Source organism: Streptomyces sp. NPDC005955, from assembly GCF_042871255.1.
In the GTDB taxonomy this organism is placed as follows: domain Bacteria; phylum Actinomycetota; class Actinomycetes; order Streptomycetales; family Streptomycetaceae; genus Streptomyces.
Window position 1 is genome coordinate 335,833 of record NZ_JBIAIF010000003.1, and the last position, 20,359, is coordinate 356,191.

Annotated in this window: 17 protein-coding genes; 4 read left to right on the forward strand and 13 right to left on the reverse strand. The window is 73.8% G+C overall.

What is annotated here, in order from left to right:
* Positions 1-72 precede the first annotated feature (72 nt).
* Positions 73-561 (forward strand): GNAT family N-acetyltransferase, encoded by a 489-nt coding sequence (locus ACFYOU_RS09960; RefSeq protein ID WP_391304586.1) that lies wholly within the window; start codon positions 73-75, stop codon positions 559-561.
* A 25-nt stretch (positions 562-586) separates the two neighbouring features.
* On the opposite strand, the gene ACFYOU_RS09965 is transcribed toward ACFYOU_RS09960, so the two are convergent.
* Positions 587-1,114, reverse strand: coding sequence for a DUF4240 domain-containing protein (locus ACFYOU_RS09965; RefSeq protein ID WP_391304964.1), 528 nt, complete (start codon positions 1,112-1,114; stop codon positions 587-589).
* Positions 1,115-1,247: 133 nt separating this feature from the next.
* Here ACFYOU_RS09965 and ACFYOU_RS09970 point away from each other — a divergent pair, with 133 nt between their 5' ends.
* The gene (locus ACFYOU_RS09970; RefSeq protein ID WP_391304588.1) at positions 1,248-2,249 is read left to right on the forward strand and encodes an SDR family oxidoreductase; all 1,002 of its coding nucleotides are present in this window, start codon (positions 1,248-1,250) and stop codon (positions 2,247-2,249) included.
* Here ACFYOU_RS09970 and ACFYOU_RS09975 read toward each other — a convergent pair.
* From ACFYOU_RS09975 to cobT, 8 genes are all read right to left on the reverse strand, one after another.
* On the reverse strand, positions 2,240-3,226 hold the full coding sequence (locus ACFYOU_RS09975) for a WYL domain-containing protein (RefSeq protein WP_391304590.1): 987 nt from the start codon (positions 3,224-3,226) through the stop codon (positions 2,240-2,242). The genes ACFYOU_RS09970 and ACFYOU_RS09975 overlap by 10 nt on opposite strands.
* Positions 3,227-3,439: 213 nt before the next feature.
* Positions 3,440-6,145: a pyruvate dehydrogenase (acetyl-transferring), homodimeric type gene (aceE, locus tag ACFYOU_RS09980; protein ID WP_391304591.1), complete on the reverse strand. Its 2,706-nt coding sequence runs from the start codon at positions 6,143-6,145 to the stop codon at positions 3,440-3,442.
* A 304-nt stretch (positions 6,146-6,449) separates the two neighbouring features.
* Entirely contained in the window at positions 6,450-7,094 is a 645-nt protein-coding gene (locus ACFYOU_RS09985) for a GntR family transcriptional regulator (protein ID WP_385485769.1), read from the reverse strand.
* A gap of 217 nt (positions 7,095-7,311) precedes the next feature.
* A complete protein-coding gene (gene sucB, locus ACFYOU_RS09990; RefSeq protein ID WP_391304592.1) occupies positions 7,312-9,114 on the reverse strand; it encodes a 2-oxoglutarate dehydrogenase, E2 component, dihydrolipoamide succinyltransferase in 1,803 nt (600 codons plus the stop codon).
* A gap of 62 nt (positions 9,115-9,176) precedes the next feature.
* Positions 9,177-10,565 carry a dihydrolipoyl dehydrogenase gene (gene lpdA / locus ACFYOU_RS09995; RefSeq protein ID WP_385485767.1) on the reverse strand — a complete coding sequence of 463 codons (1,389 nt, stop codon included), beginning with the start codon at positions 10,563-10,565 and terminating at the stop codon, positions 9,177-9,179.
* A 256-nt stretch (positions 10,566-10,821) separates the two neighbouring features.
* A complete protein-coding gene (locus tag ACFYOU_RS10000) occupies positions 10,822-12,366 on the reverse strand; it encodes a leucyl aminopeptidase (protein ID WP_389767067.1) in 1,545 nt (514 codons plus the stop codon).
* Between the two features lie 217 nt (positions 12,367-12,583).
* Positions 12,584-13,471: an adenosylcobinamide-GDP ribazoletransferase gene (locus ACFYOU_RS10005; protein WP_391304594.1), complete on the reverse strand. Its 888-nt coding sequence runs from the start codon at positions 13,469-13,471 to the stop codon at positions 12,584-12,586.
* A gap of 18 nt (positions 13,472-13,489) precedes the next feature.
* Complete coding sequence (gene cobT / locus ACFYOU_RS10010) at positions 13,490-14,683, reverse strand: nicotinate-nucleotide--dimethylbenzimidazole phosphoribosyltransferase (protein WP_391304595.1); 1,194 nt, start codon at positions 14,681-14,683, stop codon at positions 13,490-13,492.
* 190 nt (positions 14,684-14,873) lie between these two features.
* Between cobT and ACFYOU_RS10015 the strand changes: the two genes are divergently transcribed.
* The gene (locus ACFYOU_RS10015; RefSeq protein WP_391304597.1) at positions 14,874-15,860 is read left to right on the forward strand and encodes a methyltransferase domain-containing protein; all 987 of its coding nucleotides are present in this window, start codon (positions 14,874-14,876) and stop codon (positions 15,858-15,860) included.
* Position 15,861: 1 nt separating this feature from the next.
* Here the strand turns inward: ACFYOU_RS10015 and ACFYOU_RS10020 are convergent, their stop codons facing one another.
* Positions 15,862-17,079: a bifunctional adenosylcobinamide kinase/adenosylcobinamide-phosphate guanylyltransferase gene (locus ACFYOU_RS10020; protein WP_391304599.1), complete on the reverse strand. Its 1,218-nt coding sequence runs from the start codon at positions 17,077-17,079 to the stop codon at positions 15,862-15,864.
* Positions 17,080-17,169: 90 nt separating this feature from the next.
* Here ACFYOU_RS10020 and ACFYOU_RS10025 point away from each other — a divergent pair, with 90 nt between their 5' ends.
* A complete protein-coding gene (locus tag ACFYOU_RS10025) occupies positions 17,170-17,451 on the forward strand; it encodes a hypothetical protein (protein ID WP_389767057.1) in 282 nt (93 codons plus the stop codon).
* Between the two features lie 39 nt (positions 17,452-17,490).
* On the opposite strand, the gene ACFYOU_RS10030 is transcribed toward ACFYOU_RS10025, so the two are convergent.
* The 3 genes from ACFYOU_RS10030 to ACFYOU_RS10040 all read right to left on the reverse strand — a co-directional run bounded on the left by ACFYOU_RS10030 (position 17,491) and on the right by ACFYOU_RS10040 (position 20,124).
* Complete coding sequence (locus tag ACFYOU_RS10030; RefSeq protein ID WP_391304601.1) at positions 17,491-18,576, reverse strand: trypsin-like peptidase domain-containing protein; 1,086 nt, start codon at positions 18,574-18,576, stop codon at positions 17,491-17,493.
* Positions 18,577-18,718: 142 nt separating this feature from the next.
* Complete coding sequence (locus ACFYOU_RS10035; protein WP_387000475.1) at positions 18,719-19,426, reverse strand: class I SAM-dependent methyltransferase; 708 nt, start codon at positions 19,424-19,426, stop codon at positions 18,719-18,721.
* Between the two features lie 71 nt (positions 19,427-19,497).
* A complete protein-coding gene (locus tag ACFYOU_RS10040; protein WP_391304603.1) occupies positions 19,498-20,124 on the reverse strand; it encodes a DUF3043 domain-containing protein in 627 nt (208 codons plus the stop codon).
* Between the last annotated feature and the right edge of the window lie 235 nt (positions 20,125-20,359).

Here is a 20,359-nt window from a genome sequence, read left to right on the forward strand (position 1 = left end):
GCGGTCCGGGGCGCGCTGCGGGGCGCGGAAATTCCCTGCCCGCCCCCGCGGGTGCCCCCTAGGCTGGGCCACATGCCCGATCTGGAGATACGTCCCGCCCGCCAGGAGGACGACGCGGCCCTGGCCCGGCTCGACCGGGACACCTGGTCGCCCCTGCACGCGGTGACCCCGTCCGCGCCCTCCCCGGACGAGCCCTTCTTCAGCGACCGGACCGGTCCGGCGGACCACCTGGTGGCCGTGCGGGCGGGCGAGGTGGTGGGTTACGTCCGGCTCGGCTTCCCGACGCCGCTGCCCACCAACGCCCATGTGCGACAGATCCAGGGCCTCGCCGTCGCGGAGTCCGCCCGGGGCACGGGAGCGGGGCGCGCCCTGGTCCGCGCCGCGGTCGAGGAGGCCGGGCGGCGCGGCGCCCGTCGGCTCACCCTGCGGGTCCTCGCCCACAACGCGCCCGCCCGTGCGCTGTACGCGTCCGAGGGGTTCACCGTCGAGGGCGTGCAGCCGCAGGAGTTCTTCGTCGGGGGCGAGTACGTCGACGACGTCTTCATGGGCCGCTTCCTCTGAGCCGCCCCGGGCGCCGGCCGGACGTTCACACCTCGGACTGGCCGAAGCGGTCCCACAGCCGGGGGTAGTAGCGGGCGAGCACCGCATCGTCCTCGAAGTCCATGGGCGTGCCCTCGGGCTCCCGGGGCGGCGCCGGCAGCCCCAGGTCGGGCGGGGCGATGCCGGTCAGCCGCTCGTACGCCTCGTCCGCCGCGTACCCCAGCTCCTCCGCGTCCCCGTCCACCTCCGGGTCGAAGCCGTCGAGCAGCCCCGCCAGGTCGTCGGGGTCGTGCAGGGCGCCCTCGAACACCTCCCGGCCCTGGCCGATCAGCCAGCAGCGGAAGAAGTCGAAGGCGTCGTCGCTGACCCCGTCCAGCAGCACCCAGGCGGCCCCCCACAGGTCCCAGCGGTAGGCCCGGTTGAAACGGGCCTCGAAGTGCCGGGAGAAGTCGAGGACGGACTCCGGGTCGCGCTGGAGCAGCCGCTCGACCAGCACGTCCGCCTGCTCGTCGGGGTCGTCCCCGGCGTCCTCGCGCGAGCCGTCGATCAGCTCCCAGAACTCCGTCTCGTCCATCACGGGACCAGCATCTGCCCTGGGCCCGCCCGCCGCACGCCGAGTCGGGGTCCGTACCCCCGTTCCGGCCGCGCGCCCGGCGCGTCCGGAAAGACCGACAGGGGTTGTCCGGATTCCTCGTCAGCATCGGGGCATGACCGATGTGACGGCGCACGACGCCACCAGCACCCCCGCCCCCACCTCCTCCCCGGCCCGGACCCCGTCCGGCCCGGCGCCCCTGCACGGCCGGGTCGCCCTGGTCGCCGGAGCCACCCGGGGCGCCGGACGGGCCATCGCGGTGGAACTCGGCCGCGCGGGCGCCACCGTGTACGTGACCGGCCGCACCACCCGCGAACGGGTCAGCGAACTGGGACGCCCCGGGGAGACCATCGAGGGCACCGCGGAGCTCGTGGACGCGGCGGCCGGTGCCGCGGGCTCCGGCGGCACGGGCATCGCCGTGCCCACCGACCATCTGGAGGTCGACCGGGTACGGGCCCTGCTCGCCCGGGTGGAACGCGAGTACGGACGGCTCGACGTCCTGGTCAACGACCTGTGGGGCGGCAACCCGCTGCTCGACTTCGACACCCGGATGTGGGACGTCGACCTCGACCGGGGGCTGCGGATGCTGGACCTCGGGGTCCGCAGCCACATCATCACCAGCAGCGTCGCCCTGCCGCTGCTCGTCCGGAACCCGGGCGGACTGCTCGTCGAAGTCACCGACGGCACCGCCCGCACCAACGACGAGTTCCGGGAGAACTTCTACTACGACCTCGCCAAGAACGCCCCCCTGCGCATGGCGTACACCCTCGGCGTGGAACTGGAACACGTCGGCGGCACCGCCGTCGCCGTCACCCCCGGCTTCCTCCGCTCCGAGGAGATGCTCGACCACTTCGGCCTGACCGAGGCCACCTGGCGCGAGGGCGTCGACGGACAGCCCCACTGGGCGCTGTCCGAGTCCCCGACCTACCTGGGGCGCGGGGTCGCCGTCCTCGCCGCCGACCCCGGGCGCCACCGGTGGAACGGCCGCTCCCTCGACAGCGGACAGCTCGCCCGGGAGTACGACGTCACCGACGCGGACGGGTCCCGCCCGGACGTCTGGGGCTTCCTGCTCGCCGAACGCGCCGGACGGACCCCGGACCCCGCGGACTACCGGTAGTGGCGGGCGGCCCGTCGCGTCGCCTCGGCGAACCGCTCCCGTAGCCGGGGCGGCCCCAGGACCTCCGCCTCCGGGCCCAGCGCGAGGATCTGGGAGTACGCCACCTCGTCCGACTCCACGGGCACCGTGACCGTCACCCAGCCCTCCGCGTCCGGCTCGCCCGTCTCCGCCAGGGCCTCCTCGGCGGCGGCGGGCCCCACCGCGTGCCGCAACCGCCGCACGCCGTCCGTCGACAGCCGCACCACCACCGAGCCGTGCAGCAGCGCCCGGGTGAACTGCGCGGCCCGCTCCGCCCAGAACCCCGGGAGGTCGAACTCCGGGTCCCGGGCGAACCGCTCCTCCCGCGCGTCCACCGCGCTGAACCGGTCGATGCGGTACACCCGGTACGCACCGGTGTCCGCCCGGGCGCACAAGTACCAGACCCCGGCCTTGAGGACCAGGCCGTACGGCTCCAACAGCCGCTCCACCTCACCGGACCCGGTGCCGCTACCGGCGCCCCGCCGGTAGCGGGCGGTGATCCTGCGGTCGTCCCACACCGCGTCCGCGACCGGGGCCAGCAGGGCCGGGGTCGACGGTTCGTGGAACCAGTTCGGGGCGTCCAGGTGGAACCGCTGGGCCGCGGTCCGGGAGGCCCCGCGCAGCGAGGGCGTCAGCGCCGCCGACACCTTCAGCCGGGCCGCCGACGCGGTGTCCTCCAGGCCCATGTCGCGCAGGGCGCCCGGCACCCCGGACAGGAACAGCGCCTCGGCCTCGCCCCGGGCCAGCCCGGTCAGCCCCGTCCGGTAGCCGCCGACGAGCCGGTACCCGCCGGACCGCCCGCGGTCCGCGTACACCGGCACCCCCGCCTCGGACAACGCCTGGGCGTCCCGCGTCACGGTGCGCTCCGACACCCCCAACTCCCGTGCCAGCTCGGCCGCCGTCATCGACACCCGAGCCTGCAACAGCAACACCATCCTGATCAGCCGAGCAGCCCGCATCCCCCCATCATCCCCAACCCGCCCGCGCCCCGGAGCCAGGAACGACCCCGGAGCCAGGGACGGGCCCCGTCAGGGGCGCGGGGAACGGCGCGAGCAACCCACGACGCCCCGCACCCGAACGGAAAACGCCCCGGCCCCCACCCGAAGGCAGGGACCGGGGCGAACACCCGAGGGCGTGGGTGGGGCGGCGTCACCGCCACCCCACCCACGGGCTCACAGCCCGTACCGCTCGCGCGCCTCCTTGACGGAGGTCGCAGAAACCTCACCGCGCCGCGCCAACTGCGCCAACGCCGCCACGACGATCGACTCCGCGTCGACCCCGAAGTGGCGCCGCGCCGCGTCCCGCGTGTCGGAGAGCCCGAACCCGTCGGCCCCCAGCGAGGACCAGTCCTGCTCGACCCACTGGGCGATCTGGTCCGGCACCTGCCGCATGTAGTCGCTGACCGCGAGCACGGGCCCCTGCGCACCGGCGAGCGCCTTGCGCAGGTACGGCACCCGGTCCTCCCCGCGCAGCACCGCGGCGTCCGCCTCCAGCGCGTCCCGGCGCAGCTCCGTCCAGGAGGTGGCCGACCACACGTCGGCCCCGACGCCCCACTCCTCGGCGAGCACCCGCTGCGCCTTGAGCGCCCAGTGGATGGCCGTACCGGAGCCGAGCAGCTGGATGCGCGACGCGTTCGCCGGCAGGGTCAGCCCCGCCGACTCCGCGGTGTTGAAGCGGTACAGCCCCTTGACGATGCCCTCGTCCACGCCGGCGGGCTTCGCCGGCTGCGGCATCGGCTCGTTGTAGACCGTGAGGTAGTAGAAGACGTCCTGGTCCTCGCCCTCGGCGGCCTCGCCGTACATCCGGCGCAGACCCTCCTTGACGACCGCGGCGACCTCGTACGCGAACGCCGGGTCGTAGGAGAGGGCGGCCGGGTTGGTCGCGGCGATCACGGGGGAGTGACCGTCGGCGTGCTGGAGGCCCTCGCCGGTCAGCGTGGTCCGCCCGGCGGTCGCGCCCACCAGGAAGCCGCGGCCCAGCTGGTCGCCGAGCTGCCACATCTGGTCGGCGGTGCGCTGCCAACCGAACATCGAGTAGAAGATGTAGAACGGGATCATCGGCTCGCCGTGCGTCGCGTACGACGTGCTCGCGGCGATGAAGTCCGCCATCGACCCGGCCTCGGTGATCCCCTCGTTGAGGATCTGACCGTCCTTGGCCTCGCGGTAGTACATCAGCTGGTCGCGGTCGACCGGCTCGTACGTCTGCCCCTTGGGGGAGTAGATGCCGAGCGAGGGGAACAGCGACTCCATGCCGAAGGTGCGGGCCTCGTCGGGGACGATCGGCACCCAGCGGCGGCCGGTCTCCTTGTCCCGGATGAGGTCCTTGACCAGCCGGACGAACGCCATGGTGGTGGCGACCGACTGGGTGCCGGAGCCCTTGTCGAAGGAGGCGAACGTCTTCTCGGCGGGCGCGGGCAGCGGGGGCAGCGGGTGCACCCGGCGGGCCGGGGCGGGACCGCCGAGCGCCGCGCGGCGCTCCTGGAGGTAGCGGACCTCGGGGGAATCGGCGCCCGGGTGGCCGTAGGGCACCACGCCGTCGACGAAGTCGCTGTCCGCGATGGGCAGGCCCAGCAGGTCCCGCATGTTCTTGAACTCGTCCGTGGACAGCTTCTTCATCTGGTGGTTCGCGTTCTTGGACGCGAATCCCTCACCGAGCGTGAAGCCCTTCACGGTCTGCGCGAGGATCACCGTCGGCCCGTCCGTGTGGGACAGGGCGGCCCGGTACGCGGCGTAGACCTTGCGGGGCTCGTGGCCGCCGCGCGAGAGGTGGAAACACTCCAGGATCTTGTCGTCGCTGACCAGCTTGGACAGCTCCGCCAGCGCCGGGTCCTTGCCGAAGAAGTCCTGCCGGATGTAGGCCGCGTCCCGCGTCTGGTACGTCTGCACCTGGGCGTCCGGTACCTCGCGCAGCCGTCGTACGAGGGCGCCCGTGGTGTCGAGCTGGAACAGCTCGTCCCAGGCGGTGCCCCACAGCGACTTGACGACGTTCCAGCCCGCCCCGCGGAACTGGGCCTCCAGCTCCTGCACGATCTTGAAGTTCGCGCGGACGGGTCCGTCGAGGCGCTGGAGGTTGCAGTTGATGACGAAGGTGAGGTTGTCCAGTCCCTCACGGGCGGCCAGCGCGAGGGCGGCCGTCGACTCGGGCTCGTCCATCTCGCCGTCACCGAGGAACGCCCACACGTGCGAGGCGGAGAGGTCCTTGATGCCGCGGTTGGTCAGGTACCGGTTGAACCGGGCCTGGTAGATCGCGGAGAGCGGGCCGAGGCCCATGGAGACGGTCGGGAACTCCCAGAGCCAGGGCAGCCGCCGCGGGTGCGGATAGGAGGGCAGGCCCTTGCCGCCGGCCTCCTGGCGGAAGTGGTCGAGGTGGTCCTCGGAGAGGCGTCCGTCCAGGAACGCACGGGCGTAGATGCCGGGGGAGGCGTGGCCCTGGATGTAGAGCTGGTCACCGGAGCCGGGCGCGTCCGCGGACTCCTTGCCCCGGAAGAAGTGGTTGAAGCCCGTCTCGTAGAGCCAGGCGGCCGACGCGAAGGTCGCGATGTGGCCGCCGACGCCGAGTTTGCTGCCGCGGGTCACCATGGCCGCCGCGTTCCAGCGGTTCCAAGCGGTGATCCGGTTCTCCAGCTCCTGGTCGCCGTCGTGCTCGGGCTCCGCGGAGGTGGGGATGGTGTTGAGGTAGTCGGTTTCCAGGACCTTCGGCAGCGCGAGACCGGCTCCCTCGGCCCGCTCCAGCGTGCGCCGCATCAGGTAGGCGGCGCGGTGCGGACCGGCTGCCTTGGTCACGGCGTCCAGGGAGGACTGCCACTCGGCGGTCTCCTCGGGGTCGCGGTCATGGAGCTGGTCCAGCTCGCTCGGCTGGATCACGGTGGGGTCGGTCATTTCGCCGCCTTCCGGAGTCGAAGGGGTTCCCTCATCGGTAGGGGTTCGGGTTGCCCTAGGTCTTGGCAGGACAGGGCGGGAGGGCTCTCGGTTGGAAGCCCAACGGGGACTGTAACCCGCTGATCGATGATCGATCAAAGGGCGGATCGGTAAAACCTCTCCAGCGGGGGAAAGTCGGCACCCAGTGCCTCCGCCTCGGGCATGCGGTGCCTTGTTTTCGCAGGTGAATGCGGGGGCTTCGCACGGATGAGCGGGCCTTGGCGCAGACTGGGCCGGTACGGCCGGTGCTGGGTGAAACCGGTGCTCACGACCGGTGCAGCCCCGCATCGGGGCGCGGCGCGCAGCCGAGGACGTGGGCCTTGACCAGTTCGGCGATCGCCGGGTCACGCCGCTTGAAGGCGGCCACCAGCGCCTCGTGCTCCTCCGCGTAGGACTGCTGCACGGTCCCCAGCCACCGGATGGACAGCGAGGTGAACACCTCGATGCCCAGCCCCTCCCAGGTGTGCAGCAGCACCGCGTTGCGGGCCGCCCGCACCAGCTCCCGGTGGAACGCCACGGTGTGCCGCACCTGCCCGGTCCCGTCGGCGTGCCGGTCCGCCTCGTACAGCGCCGCGACGTGCGGTTCCAGCGCCGAGCAGTCCTCGGCGAGCCGCTCCGCCGCCAACTCCGCGGCGATCGCCTCCAGGCCCGCCCGGACCGGATAGCTCTCCTCCAGGTCGGCGGCGGTCAGATTGCGCACCCGGACGCCCTTGTTGGGCGCCGATTCGATGAGCCGCAGCGATTCCAGCTCCCGCAGCGCCTCCCGTACCGGGGTCTGGCTGACCGCCAGCTCGGTGGCGATCCGCCGCTCGACGATCCGCTCACCCGGCTTCCAGCGCCCGCTGACGATCCCCTCCACGATGTGCTCGCGGATCTGTTCGCGCAGCGAGTGGACGACGGGCGCGGTCATGCGGGGCTCCTTGCTGCCGGGCGTCGTGGGGACCCCCAAAGGCATTGACCCATAGACAATACGGCCGCGCCCCCGTCCTGACGCGTCTCGGACGGGGGCGTTCCCGCAGGTGTGGTGAGCCTTACAGCCCCGGGCGCGGGTGCGGACCCGCCCCGAAAAGCCGGCGCCGCCCGTACGGGGGACGGAAAGAACCCCTGTACGGACGGCGCCGCATCGGTCACAGACCGAGTTCGACCTCGAACTCGCCGGCTTCCAGGATCGCCTTGACGGCGGTCAGGTAGCGGGCGGCGTCGGCGCCGTCGACCAGGCGGTGGTCGTAGGACAGCGACAGGTACGTCATGTCCCGGACGCCGATCACGGTGCCCTCGGCGGTCTCGATGACCGCCGGACGCTTGACCGTGGCGCCGATGCCCAGGATGGCGGCCTGGGTGGGCGGCACGATCACGGTGTCGAACAGCGCACCGCGCGAACCGGTGTTGCTGATCGTGAAGGTCGCGCCCGCGAGGTCGTCGGGACGGATCTTGTTGGTGCGCACGGCACCCGCCAGCTCCGCGGTCTTCTTGGAGATCCCGGCGATGTTGAGGTCGCCGGCGCCCTTGATGACCGGGGTCATCAGCCCCTTCTCGGAGTCCACGGCGATGCCGATGTTCTCCGTGTCGAAGTAGGTGATGGTCCCCTCGTCCTCGTTGATCCGGGCGTTGATGATCGGGTGCGCCTTGAGCGCCTGGGCCGCTGCCTTCACGTAGAAGGGCATCGGGGACAGCTTGACGCCCTCACGGGCGGCGAAGGCGTCCTTGGCCTGGGCGCGCAGCCGCATCAGGCGGGTCACGTCGACCTCGACGACCGAGGTCAGCTGCGCCTGGGTCTGGAGCGCCTTGATCATGTTGTCGCCGATGAGCTTGCGCATCCGGGTCATCTTGACCGTCTGCCCGCGCAGCGGGGACACCTCAAGGGCCGGGGCCTTCTTGGCGGCGGCCGGAGCGGCCGGAGCAGCAGCGGGGGCGGCGGCGACGGGCGCCGCGGCCTGCGCGGCGGCCTTCGCGGCCTCGGCGGCGGCGAGGACGTCCTGCTTGCGGATGCGTCCGCCGACGCCGGTGCCCTTGACGGCCGACAGGTCGACGCCGTTCTCGGAGGCGAGCTTGCGCACCAGCGGCGTGACGTAGGCGCCGTCGTCCACGGGCTGCGCGGCGGCGGGCGCCGGAGCGGCCGGAGCCTGCGGCGCCGGAGCCGCGGGGGCGACCGGAGCCGGGGCGGGGGCAGCCGCGACCGGAGCCGGGGCGGCCGCGACCGGGGCGGGAGCCGGAGCGGCCGGGGCCACCGGGGCGGGCGCGGGGGCGGCGGGCGCCGGGGCGGGAGCCGCCGGAGCGGGCGCGGCGGCCGGAGCGGCACCGGCGGCACCGATCACGGCCAGCTTGGCGCCGACCTCAGCGGTCTCGTCCTCGCCGACCGTGATCTCCAGCAGCACGCCGGAGACGGGCGACGGGATCTCGGTGTCGACCTTGTCGGTGGACACCTCCAGCAGCGGCTCGTCGGCGTCGACGCTGTCCCCGACGGCCTTCAGCCAGCGGGTGACGGTGCCTTCGGTGACGGACTCGCCGAGCGCCGGGAGCACCACGTCGGTGCCCTCGGCCGCGCCCGCCGGAGCCGCGGGCGCGGCCGGAGCCGCGGGAGCCTCGGCGACGGGTGCCGCGACGGGGGCGGCGGGCTGCTCGGGCGCCTGGGCCGGCGCCGGTGCGGGGGCCTCGGCGGCGGCCGGGGCGGGCGCGGCAGCGGGGGCACCGCTGCCGTCGTCGATGACGGCGAGCTCGGCGCCGACCTCGACCGTCTCGTCCTCGGCGACCTTGATGGAGGCCAGAATGCCGGCGGCGGGGGAGGGGATCTCGGTGTCGACCTTGTCGGTGGACACCTCCAGCAGCGGCTCGTCGAGTTCGACGCGCTCGCCCTCGGCCTTCAGCCAGCGGGTGACAGTGCCCTCGGTGACGCTCTCACCGAGCGCCGGAAGGGATACGGAAACCGCCATGGTTTCGGTTGCTCCTTACGAAAGTGCGGAAGTCTGTGGTCGTCGCGCCCGGTGACCGGAAATCAGTCGTGGGAGTGGAGGGGCTTGCCCGCCAGCGCGAGGTGGGCCTCGCCGAGCGCTTCGTTCTGGGTCGGGTGGGCGTGGATGAGCTGGGCGACCTCGGCCGGCAGCGCCTCCCAGTTGTAGATCAGCTGGGCTTCGCCGACCTGCTCGCCCATCCGGTCGCCGACCATGTGGACGCCGACCACGGCACCGTCCTTGACCTGGACGAGCTTGATCTCGCCCGCGGTCTTCAGGATCTTGCTCTTGCCGTTGCCCGCCAGGTTGTACTTCAGGGCGACGACCTTGTCCGCGCCGTAGATCTCCTTGGCCTTGGCCTCGGTGATGCCCACGGAGGCGACCTCGGGGTGGCAGTAGGTGACCTTGGGCACGCCGTCGTAGTCGATCGGCACGGTCTTCAGACCGGCCAGCCGCTCCGCCACCAGGATGCCCTCGGCGAAGCCGACGTGCGCGAGCTGGAGGGTCGGGACCAGGTCGCCCACCGCCGACACGGTCGGCACGTTGGTCTGCATGTACTCGTCGACCAGGACGTAGCCGCGGTCCGTCGCGACGCCCTGCTCCTCGTACCCGAGGCCCTGCGAGACGGGGCCGCGGCCGATCGCGACGAGCAGCACCTCGGCCTCGAAGACCTTGCCGTCGGCGAGGGTCACCCGGACGCCGTCCTGGGTGTACTCCGCCTTCTCGAAGAAGGTGCCGAGGTTGAACTTGATGCCCCGCTTGCGGAACGCGCGCTCCAGCAGCTTGGAGCTGTTCTCGTCCTCGACGGGCACGAGGTGCTTGAGGCCCTCGACGACCGTCACGTCGGTGCCGAAGGACTTCCACGCCGAGGCGAACTCGACGCCGATGACCCCGCCGCCGAGGATGATCGCGGACTCGGGCACCCGGTCCAGGGTCAGCGCGTGGTCCGAGGAGATGATCCGGTTGCCGTCGATCTCCAGGCCCGGCAGCGACTTCGGCACGGAGCCGGTCGCCAGCAGGACGTGGCGGCCCTGGACGTTCTGGCCGTTGACCTCCACCGAGGTCGGGGAGGACAGCCGTCCCGCGCCCTCGATGTACGTCACCTTGCGGGAGGCCACCAGGCCCTGGAGACCCTTGTAGAGGCCCGCGATGACGTCGTCCTTGTACTTGTGGACGGCCTTGATGTCGATGCCCTCGAAGGTGGCCCGGACACCGAACTGCTCGGCCTCCCGGGCCTGGTCCGCGATCTCACCGGCGTGGAGCAGGGCCTTCGTGGGGATGCAGCCGTTGTGCAGGCAGGTGCCGCCCAGCTTGTTCTTCTCGATCAGGGCGACGTCGAGACCCAGCTGAGCGCCACGCAGGGCCGCGGCGTAACCGCCGCTACCGCCGCCGAGGATCACTAGGTCGAAAACGGTGCTGGCGTCGTTCGCCACGTCACGTCCTCCATGCTTTGCGCCGCGTGCCGGACCCTGTTTCCGGGAGGGTGTCCGGCCGGTCGGCTGGTGTGGCCGCTCTTTCTACGGCCCTGTGGTGGGGGCCCTGTCCTGCCGACGCCCATCTTCGCACTAGTCGGGGGGTGTCGGGACGCCGGGCCACTGGGTGGTATGTCTCACACATCACCGTGGCCCCGGGCGAGGGGCCCGGGGCCACGGTGCTCAAGGGCCGCGCAGCGGGGTGGTGCGGGGTGCGTCAGCCCAGGTCACCGGCGGCGGTGCGCTCCGCGAGCCGGACCAGGGTGCGCACGCCCGAGCCGGTGCCGCCCTTGGGGGTGTAGCCGAAGGGGGCGCCCTCGTTGAAGGCCGGGCCCGCGATGTCGAGGTGGGCCCAGGTGATGCCCTCGCCGACGAACTCGCGCAGGAACAGCGCGGCGACCAGGCCGCCGCCCATCCGCTCGCCCATGTTCGCGATGTCGGCGGTGGGCGAGTCCATGCCCTTGCGCAGGTGCTCCGGCATCGGCATCGGCCAGGCGGCCTCGCCGGCCTCCTCGGCCGTCTCGTGGATCGAGGCGCGGAACGCGTCGTCGTTGGCGTTGATCCCGAAGGTGCGGTTGCCCAGCGCCACCATCATCGCGCCGGTCAGCGTGGCCACGTCCACGATCGCGTCGGGCTCCTCCTCGGACGCCTTGGCGAGCGCGTCGGCGAGGACCAGACGGCCCTCGGCGTCGGTGTTGAGCACCTCGACGGTCTTGCCGGAGTACATCCGCAGCACGTCGCCGGGGCGGGTCGCGGAGCCGGACGGCATGTTCTCGGCGAGCGCCAGCCACCCGGTCACGTTGACCGCGAGACCGAGCCGCGCCACCGCGACGACCGAGGCGAACACGGCGGCGGCGCCGGCCATGTCGCACTTCATGGTCTCGTTGTGGCCCGCGGGCTTCAGCGAGATGCCGCCCGAGTCGTACGTGATGCCCTTGCCGATGTACGCCAGGTGCTTCTCGGCGTCCGGGTGGGTGTAGCTCAGCTTCACCAGGCGGGGCCCGGCGGCGGAACCGGCGCCGACGCCGAGGATGCCGCCGTAGCCGCCCTTGGCGAGCGCCTTCTCGTCCAGCACCTGGACCTTGATCCCGTGCTCCTTGGCGGCGGCCGTGGCGACCGCCGCGAACGCCTCCGGGTCGAGGTCGTTGGGCGGCGTGTTCACCAGGTCGCGGGCGCGGTTCAGCTCCTCGGTGACGGCGAGGGCGCGGGCGACGGCGGCCTTGTGCGCCTTGTCGCGGGGCTTGGCCCCGAGGACGGCGATCTCGGCGAGCGGGGCCTTGCCCTTGCTCGCGTTCTTGTTGCCGCGCCCGGTCTCCTTGTACGCGTCGAAGGCGTAGGCGCCCAGCAGCGCACCCTCGGCGATGGCCCCGACGGCCTCCGCGTCGGCGACCGGCAGCGCGAAGACGGCCTTCTTGGCCCCGGTCAGGGCGCGGGCGGCGGTTCCGGCGGCGGTCCGCAGGACCTCGTCGGTGTAGTCGGCGGCGGTGGTGGTGTCGTCGCCGTCGGCCGGTGCGCCGAGTCCGACCGCCAGCACCAGCGGAGCCTTGAGCCCGGTGGGGGACGGCAGCTTGCTCACCTCGCCCTCGCCGCCCGAGGCGCCGAGCGTCTCCAGGAGGGCGGCGAGCTTGCCGTCGAACGCCTGGTCGACGGCCTCGGCGCCCGGGGCGAGCACGGGGCCCTTGGCGCCCTTGGCGACGCCGACGACGATCGCGTCGGCACGCAGGCCGGACGCCGCGGCGGTGCTGAGAGTGAGAGCAGTCACGGTGGTGGGATCTCGCTTCCTGGGAGTTCCATGGCCTGAGCCGCAAGGAGTGGGTGGCCCGACCGGCTCCGTACCCGACGCTTGTGGATCGGGCCGGCGCAGTGCCAATGAGGAGCCTACGCTCCGTGACACCGGTGCCGTCCACCGGTGGGGACGCCGTGGCGCCCGGACCCGCCGCCAGGCAGGTGCCCGGCAGGCACCCGGGGTGCGCCGGGTGTCACCCGCCCAGCGTCAGCACGACCAGGGCGACGGTGGCGGCGGTTTCGGCCACTGCTCCGAACACGTCGCCGGTGACCCCGCCGAAGCGCCGCACGCAGCGCCGCAGCAGCAGTTCGGCGACCCCGCACCCCACCAGGACCGCAGCGGCGCCGCGCACCGCCCCGGACGGCCCCCACAGGGCACCGGCCAGCACGGCCGCGACCGCGGTGACGAGCACCAGCACGGGCAGCGCCGCCCGGCGCGGGGACACGGTCCCGGCGACGGCGGCGCCCAGTCCCCCGGGGCGCGCGGCCGGTACGCCGCGCCGTGCGGTGAGGGTCAGCGCGAGTCGGGCGGTGACCCCCGCGACGACGGCCCCGACCGCCCCGGCGGCCCAGGAACCGGCGTACAGCTGGGCGAGGGCCGCGATCTGCGCGAGCACCACCAGCACCAGGGTGACGACCCCGAACGGCCCGATGTCCGACTGCTTCATGACCCGCAGCGCGTCCGCCGCGGGCTTGCCGCTGCCGAGTCCGTCGGCCACGTCCGCCAGCCCGTCCAGGTGCAGGCCGCGGGTGAGCACGGCGCCCACGGCGACGCTCGCGACGGCGGCGAGGGCCGGCCCCGCACCGCCGAGCAACAACAGTCCCGACAGGGCCGCCGCGCACCCTCCGACGACGAGCCCGGTGACCGGCGCCCACACCATTCCGGAGCGGGCCGCCTCCCGGTCCCAGCGGGTCACCCGTACCGGCAGCACGGTGAGCGTGCCGAAGGCGAACCTGGCCCCCGCCCACCCCCGCCCCTCGGACCCGCCCGGGACGGGGGCGTCCGGTCCGGCTGCGCCGTCAGGTCCGTCCGCGCCGTCCGCGCCGTCTGGAGGGGGTCGTTCCTCGTCCGCCGCTGCCATGTCGGGCACGCTATCCGGTCAGCCCGCCGCGTCCTGTCCGGACGACTCGCCCCGGTCGGACGACTCGCCCCCGTCGGCCGATCCGTCCGGCTCCTGCTCCTGGGTGGCCGTCTTCTGCTCCCCCGCGGGCCCCTGCTTCTGCTCGGGCTCGGACTGCGGCTCGGGCTCCGGCGTCAGCTCCAGCTCCGCCGAGAGGGCCGCCGCGGCCTGCACCAGCGGCAACGCCAACAGCGCCCCGGTGCCCTGACCGATCCGGACGCCCTGGGTCAGCAGCGGCTCGATCGCCATCCGGTCCAGCGCCTTGGCCTGCGCCGGCTCCCCGGAGTCGTGCCCGGCGATCCACCAGTCCGGCGCCCGGAACGCCACCCGCTGCGCGACCAGGGCGCAGGCCGCGGACACCACGCCGTCCAGGATGACCGGCGTCTTGCGCACCGCGCACTGCAACAGGAAGCCCGTGATGGCCGCGAAGTCCGCTCCGCCCGTCGTGGCGAGCAGCGTCAACTGGTCGCCGAGGACCGGCCGGGCCCGCCGCAGGGAGTCCCGTACGGCGGCGCACTTGCGCATCCACGCCAGATCGTCGATCGGCACCTCGCCCCGCCCGGTCACCACCGAGGCGTCCACCCCGCACAGCGCCGCGATCAACGTCGCCGCCGCCGTGGTCCCGCCCACGCTCACGTCCCCGAGCACCACCAGGTCGGTCCCCGAGTCGACCTCCTCGTCGGCGAGGGCCGTCCCGGCCCGGAAGGCGGCCTCGGCCTCCTGAGCCGTCAGCGCGTCCTCCACGTCGATCCGCCCCGACCCGCGCCGCACCCGGAACCGCACCACGTCCTCGGGCAGCGCGCCCGGTTCGCAGTCCAGCCCCATGTCCACCACGCGCACCGGCACCCCCGAGCGACGGGCGAGGACCGCCACCGGGCTGGTCCCGTCGAGGACCGCGCGCACCAACTCGTGCGCGGTGCCCGCCCGCCGGGAGGAGACGTCGAGCTCGGCGACCCCGTGATCGGCCGCGAACAACACCACCTTCGGCCGCTCCACCGGGCGGACCGGTACGGACGCCTGAGCCGCCGACAACCAGGTGCCCAACTCGTCCAGCCGGCCCAGCGCCCCGGGCGGCAGAACCTGCCGCTCCCGGCGCTCCTCGGCGGCGTTGCGCAACCCGCCGTCGGGGCGCTCGATCAGGTCGGTGAAGTCGTCGAGATTCAGGGAGCTCATTCGCGGAACAGTACCGTCAGCGGTCCTCCGGCCGGTTCGCTCACCCCGCCCCGACGGCCGGTTCCCGCACCCCTGCGGACCGTCCCCGGTCGACCGGCGCGGCACCGTCGCCCGCCTCCGTGGCGCCACGTGACGCACCGGCCCCGCCCTGTCGTTGAACCGGCCCCCTTGATCCCATACGTTCCGCTTTGTGCCTCCCCAGCAAGCGAGCGCCGCCGAACCCGCCGCGATCGGCCCGCGCCCCCTACCGCCCGCCGCCCCCGGCACCGCCACCCGGCCCGCGTGCCCCTGGTGCGGCTCCACGTCCCTGCGCACCAAGGTCCGCGCCACCCTCGTACCGGGCTCGCCCCTGGAGGAGTGCCGCGACTGCGCCCACGTCTTCCGCGGTCCGACCCCGACCCCGACCCCGGACGCGACCCCCGCGGCCGGTCACTGCGCCCGCCCCGCCGCGCGCAGTGACCGGGCGCACCGCGCCGCGGCCCGCGCCCTGCTCCCCTTCGGCGAACCGGAGAGCTGGTTGGACGTCGGCACCGGCACGGCCCGCTTCCCCGCCGCCGCCCGCAGCGTCCACCCGTACACCGCGTTCGACGGCGTCGACGGCGGTCACGGCGCAGGCGCCGGTGCTGACGGCGCACGCGCCCTCGCCGACGGCCTGCTCGACGAGGTCCACCGCGGCACCCTCGTCGAGCTCGCCCCGCACCTCGCGGGCCGGTACGACGTCCTGAGCATGTTCCGCCACCTCGAACGCGTGCCCGATCCACGGGCCGAACTCCGGGCCGGCCACCGGGCCCTGCGCCCCGGCGGCCACCTCCTGGTCGAGGGCTCCGATCCGCTGAGCCGCTCCGCCGCCCTCCTCGGCCGCTGGTGGGCCCCCTACCACCGGCCCGGCACCCGGCACCTGATCCCGGAGGCCAACCTCCGCCGGGAGCTGCGCGCCCTCGGCTACACCGTGGTCCTCGTCGACCGTCGCGCCGCGCACCAGAGCGCCGGCCCCGGAGCCGCCGTCACCCTGCTGCTGAGCCGCCGCCGGCCCACCGCCGGCGCCCCGTCCGGTGCCGCGCGCACCCTGCTCGCCCTCGGCCGGGCCCTCGACCGGGTGCTCGCCCCGGTCGCCGCCCGCACCCGGTTCACCAACTCCTACCGGGTGATCGCCCGCCGGGACGCCGCCCCCGGGTAGGTCAGCCGCGCAGCACCAGCGCCTGCCCCGCCACCACCAGCACCACCTGTTCGCACTCCGTCGCGAACGCCGCGTTCAGCCTCCCCAACTCGTCCCGGTACCGCCGGCCGGACGCGGTCGCGGGGACGATCCCGGAACCGACCTCGTTGGACACGGCCACCACCGGGCGGCGCGTCGCCCGCACCGCACCGGTCAACTCCCGCACCCGCCGCCGCAGCTCCCGCTCCCCGCCGTCCGCCCACGGGGCGTCGTCCCACGCGTCCACCGCGTCCATGGCGTCCGTCAACCACAGCGACAGACAGTCGATCAGCAGCGGCGGTCCCGGTTCCGCCAGCAGCGGCACCAGGTCACAGGTCTCCACCGTCCGCCACGACCCGGGCCGCCGCTCCCGGTGCGCGCCCACCCGGGCCGCCCACTCCTCGTCGGCCGGCGCCCCGTGGTAGTTGCCGCCCGTGGCCACGTACACCACACCGGGGAAGCCCTCCAACCGCCGCTCGGCCTCCACCGACTTGCCCGACCTGGCCCCGCCCAGCACCAGCGTCCGGCGCGGCACGTCCGGGACCTCCTCGTAGGCGCCCACGGTCAGCGTCGTCCCGTCCGGCACCGCCCGCGCCCCCGCCGCCGCCAGCCTGCGCGTCAACTCGTGCCCCTGCGGCACGTCGTGGTCGAGGTGCACCGCCACCACGTCCGTGGTCGGGCCCACCGCCCCCGAGGCCCGCAGCCGGGCCAGCGCGTCCGGGCGGCCCACCACGTCGGCGAGCACCAGGTCGTAGCGGCCGTCCGGCCCGGCCGGGTCGGCGAGCCCGGCGGGCGCGGCGCCCGGCGGCAGGTACAGCAACCGCTGTCCGTCCGGACCGGTCACCGCGTACCCGGTGCCGGGGGAGTCCATCGGGACCGCCCGCACCCGGTGCCCGGTCAGCAGCGCCAGCTCGCGCCCGTCCGGCACCCGACCGGGCTGCGGCAGCCCCGCCGGCACCTCGACCGCCGGACCGTCGTGCGGATGCGACAGCAGCACCTGCCGCACGCCCGTCAGCGACCGTCCGGCCCGCGCCGCGGCGAGCGCGGCGCCCGGCGTCAGGTCGAGCAGCAGCGTTCCGTCGACGAGCGCCGCCGAGGGCCCGCGCGCCGCCTCCCCGACGGCGAGGGCGCAGACCGCGCAGGGGCAGCCGGGGCGGGGCAGGCCGTCGGGCCCGCCGGTACCGAGCAGAGTGAGTTCCACGTGAGGATCCTCCCGCGACCCCGGGCCGGACGCCCGCCCGGCTAGGCTTCCGGCTGCACGCACAACCGTGATCTACCTCGGGAGGCTGGCATGACGACGTGGACGTGGCGGTTCGAGAAGGCCGACGGTACGGAGGTCTCCCCGGCGGTGGAACCCGAGGAGTTCACCACTCAGGGGGACGCCGAGACCTGGATCGGGGAGTACTGGAAGGACCTCCTCGCCGGCGGCGCCGACCAGGTGTTCCTGTCCGAGGACGGAACGCGGGTCTACGGGCCGATGAGCCTGCACGCCGAGAGCGCCGGGACCGGCGAGGCCACCGGGACCGGAACCATCGGCGACCCGGAGACCGTCGAGGCACCCGCGGAGTCCTGAACGCCGTCCGCCCCGGCCGCGCACCGGGCCGGGGCGGCATCAGATCTCGCCGAGCGTGACCTCCACGGTGGATTGGGCCCCGTCCCGCAGGTACGTCACCTTCACCCGGTCGCCCGGCGCGTCCTCCGCCAGGACCTCCGACAGGGACGTGATCGTCGTGACCGACCGGTCGTCCACCCGGGTGATGACGTCGCCGGGACGGATGCCCGCGTCGTCCGCGCCGCCGCCGTTCGTCACCGACACCACCGCGACCCCGGCGGGCCGCTGCTGCTCGTCCACGACCGTGCGCCCGGTGATGCCGAGCGCGGCCCGGCCCGAGTCGGTGACCTTGCCGTCCTTGATGATCTGGTCCGCCACGGTGGTCACCATCGAGGCGGGGATCGCGAAGCCGATGCCCGGCGCCGCGCTGTTCCCGAAGTTCGGATCGGTCGCGGCCAGGGTGGGGATGCCGATCACCTTGCTGTCCAGGTCCACCAGGGCGCCCCCGCTGTTGCCCGGGTTGATGGAGGCCGACGTCTGGATCATGTTCGCGATGGTCGCGCCCGTCCCGCCGTTGTCCTCGCTCTCGCTGACGGTCCGTCCGGTCGCCGACACGATGCCCTCGGTCACGCTGGAGGACAGCCCCAGCGGGGAGCCCATCGCCAGGACGATCTGGCCCACCCGCACCTTGCCGCTGTCCCCGAAGGCCGCCGGGCGCAGCCCCTTGGGCACGCTGTCGAGCCGCACCACCGCGAGGTCCTGCTCCGGATAGCTGAACACCAGCTCCGCGGTCAGCGGCTGCTCGCTGCCCGCGGTCGTCACCCGGAAGGACCGCTCGTTGCCGATGACGTGCGCATTGGTGACGATGTGCCCCCGGTCGTCGTACACCACGCCGGAGCCGAGGTCATCGCGCCCGCGGATCTGCACGACGGACGGCAGGACGTCGGCGATGGTCTCCTCGTAGTCGCCCTGGAGGGCTTCCGCGGATCGTTGGGCCGGCGCGGCGCGTTCGGTGACGGGGGTGGCCGCCGCGGTCCTCGCGGACCCCGGCCCGCCGGAGCACCCGGCGAGCAGCGCCCCGGCGCACAGGCAGCCCAGCACGATCGCCGCCCGGGCCCCGGGCCCCGTCCTACGGGATGAGTTCATGTCCGAAAGTCTGGGGCCGCGCGCGGCGTCGAACCCTGAATTACCCACCCAAACGGGTCACCCCGGCGAAACCGCGGGTCGCCCATCGGGTGAACGCGACGGGGGCGGCATGCGCAGTCGGCGCGGTGGGCGGGGCGTCCGGTCAGCCCCGCGCCCCGCAGAGGTGCAACAACGAGGCGACGCCCCGGTAGGGGTCGGTCCGCCCGGCCCGGTCCTCGGCGTCCAGCAGGAGCCCCAGATCGCCCTTCCCCGGCAGGGCGGTCGCCTCGGGCACGGTGTCGGTGAAGACCCGCACCCCGTACCAGGCGCGCAGCGGCGCCCCGATGCCGGCGAGGGTCGCGGTCACCGCGGCCAGCCGGTCCGCCCGGACCTCCACCCCGCCCCGGTCCTCGCACACGACGGAGTCGAACGCGTCGAGCGCACCGGCCCAGTCCCCGGACAGTCCCGGCCGCATCGCCATCGCGTCGGCATTGCGCACCAGCAGCGACATCAGCCCGCCGCCGGCCAGCATCCGGGCCAGCCCGGCGACCACCGGATCGGTCTCCGCCACGTACATCAGCAGCCCGTGGCACAACACCACGTCGAAGCTGCCCGGCAGGAAGTGGACCCCGGTGTCCCGGCCGTCGCCCTCGAAGAAGCGCACCCGGTCGCGCACGCCCTCCGGCTCGGCGGCCAGCGCCGCACGCGCGACCGCCAACCGCCCGAGGTCCCGTTCGAGTCCGGTGACCTCGTGCCCGGCCCGGGCCAGCCGCAACGCCTGGGTACCGCGCCCCGCGCCCACGTCGAGGACCCGCAGTCGTTTGCCGACCCGGAAGCGGGCGGTTATCTGCTCGTCCAACTGGCGGGCCACGAGTTCCCGCCGCACCACGTCCCGCAGCCCGTAGGGGTCCGTCGGTCCGTCCCCCGCAGGTGCGGCCGGTGTCAGGGCCGCTCCCCGCGCTTGACCTGCGGCTTCGGCAGCCGGAGGCGGCGCATCTGGAGCGTCCGCATCAGACCGTAGGCGACGGCGCCGCGCTTGGGCTCGTCCGGGAAGCGGGTGCGCAGCTCCTTCTTCAGCCGGATGAACAGCAGCGAGGAGTCGAGCAGGATCAGTGCGATCACGAACAGCCACAGCAGCAGCGCGATGTTCTGGAGCTGCGGTACCCGCACCATGCTCAGGACCAGGATGACCACGGCCATGGGCAGGAAGAATTCCGCGATGTGGAAGCGGGAGTCCACGTAATTCCGGACGAAGCGCCGCACGGGGCCCTTGTCGCGCACGGGCAGGTACCGCTCGTCCCCGCTCGCCAACGCCTGTCGCTGCCGCTCCAGCGCGGCACGCCGCTCGTCGCGGTTGCGCTTGGCGGCGTCCTTGCGCGTCATGGGCGTATTCGCCACGCTGCGGCGCTGCGACTGGGCCTCGCTGCGCTTGGGCGTGGCACGCCCCTTCGGCGCCTGCGGGTCGCGGGCCTGCTTGGTGGTGGTCACCGGCGCCTGCTCGGCGGCGGTCTTGTCTGTCTTGGCACGGCTACGGAACACAAAACCCAAGGGTACGGGGTGGGGGCGCATGGACCCCAGCCAGGCGGGGAACGATCCGGCAACACCGGTCGTCCCTAGAGGGACAGAGGAGACATCCAGACCGCTACCCGGAGTTCCACCACGGGCCGTCACCGGCCCGGACCCCCGGGTAACACCTACTCCTTACGCTGGATCGAAGTCGATCACACTCGTCCTTGGGGATGAGCGCATCCGACGCCGAACAGTGCGGTAATAGAGGCGGGCCCCTTACTGTGGGACCTGTTGG

Coding starts and splice junctions, on each gene's coding strand:
- ACFYOU_RS09960 (WP_391304586.1), top strand. CDS start 73: ATGCCCGATCTGGAGATACGTCCCGCCCGCCAGGAGGACGACGCGGCC.
- ACFYOU_RS09965 (WP_391304964.1), bottom strand. CDS start 1,114: ATGGACGAGACGGAGTTCTGGGAGCTGATCGACGGCTCGCGCGAGGAC.
- ACFYOU_RS09970 (WP_391304588.1), top strand. CDS start 1,248: ATGACCGATGTGACGGCGCACGACGCCACCAGCACCCCCGCCCCCACC.
- ACFYOU_RS09975 (WP_391304590.1), bottom strand. CDS start 3,226: ATGCGGGCTGCTCGGCTGATCAGGATGGTGTTGCTGTTGCAGGCTCGG.
- aceE (WP_391304591.1), bottom strand. CDS start 6,145: ATGACCGACCCCACCGTGATCCAGCCGAGCGAGCTGGACCAGCTCCAT.
- ACFYOU_RS09985 (WP_385485769.1), bottom strand. CDS start 7,094: ATGACCGCGCCCGTCGTCCACTCGCTGCGCGAACAGATCCGCGAGCAC.
- sucB (WP_391304592.1), bottom strand. CDS start 9,114: ATGGCGGTTTCCGTATCCCTTCCGGCGCTCGGTGAGAGCGTCACCGAG.
- ACFYOU_RS10005 (WP_391304594.1), bottom strand. CDS start 13,471: ATGGCAGCGGCGGACGAGGAACGACCCCCTCCAGACGGCGCGGACGGC.
- cobT (WP_391304595.1), bottom strand. CDS start 14,683: ATGAGCTCCCTGAATCTCGACGACTTCACCGACCTGATCGAGCGCCCC.
- ACFYOU_RS10025 (WP_389767057.1), top strand. CDS start 17,170: ATGACGACGTGGACGTGGCGGTTCGAGAAGGCCGACGGTACGGAGGTC.
- ACFYOU_RS10030 (WP_391304601.1), bottom strand. CDS start 18,576: ATGAACTCATCCCGTAGGACGGGGCCCGGGGCCCGGGCGGCGATCGTG.
- ACFYOU_RS10040 (WP_391304603.1), bottom strand. CDS start 20,124: ATGCGCCCCCACCCCGTACCCTTGGGTTTTGTGTTCCGTAGCCGTGCC.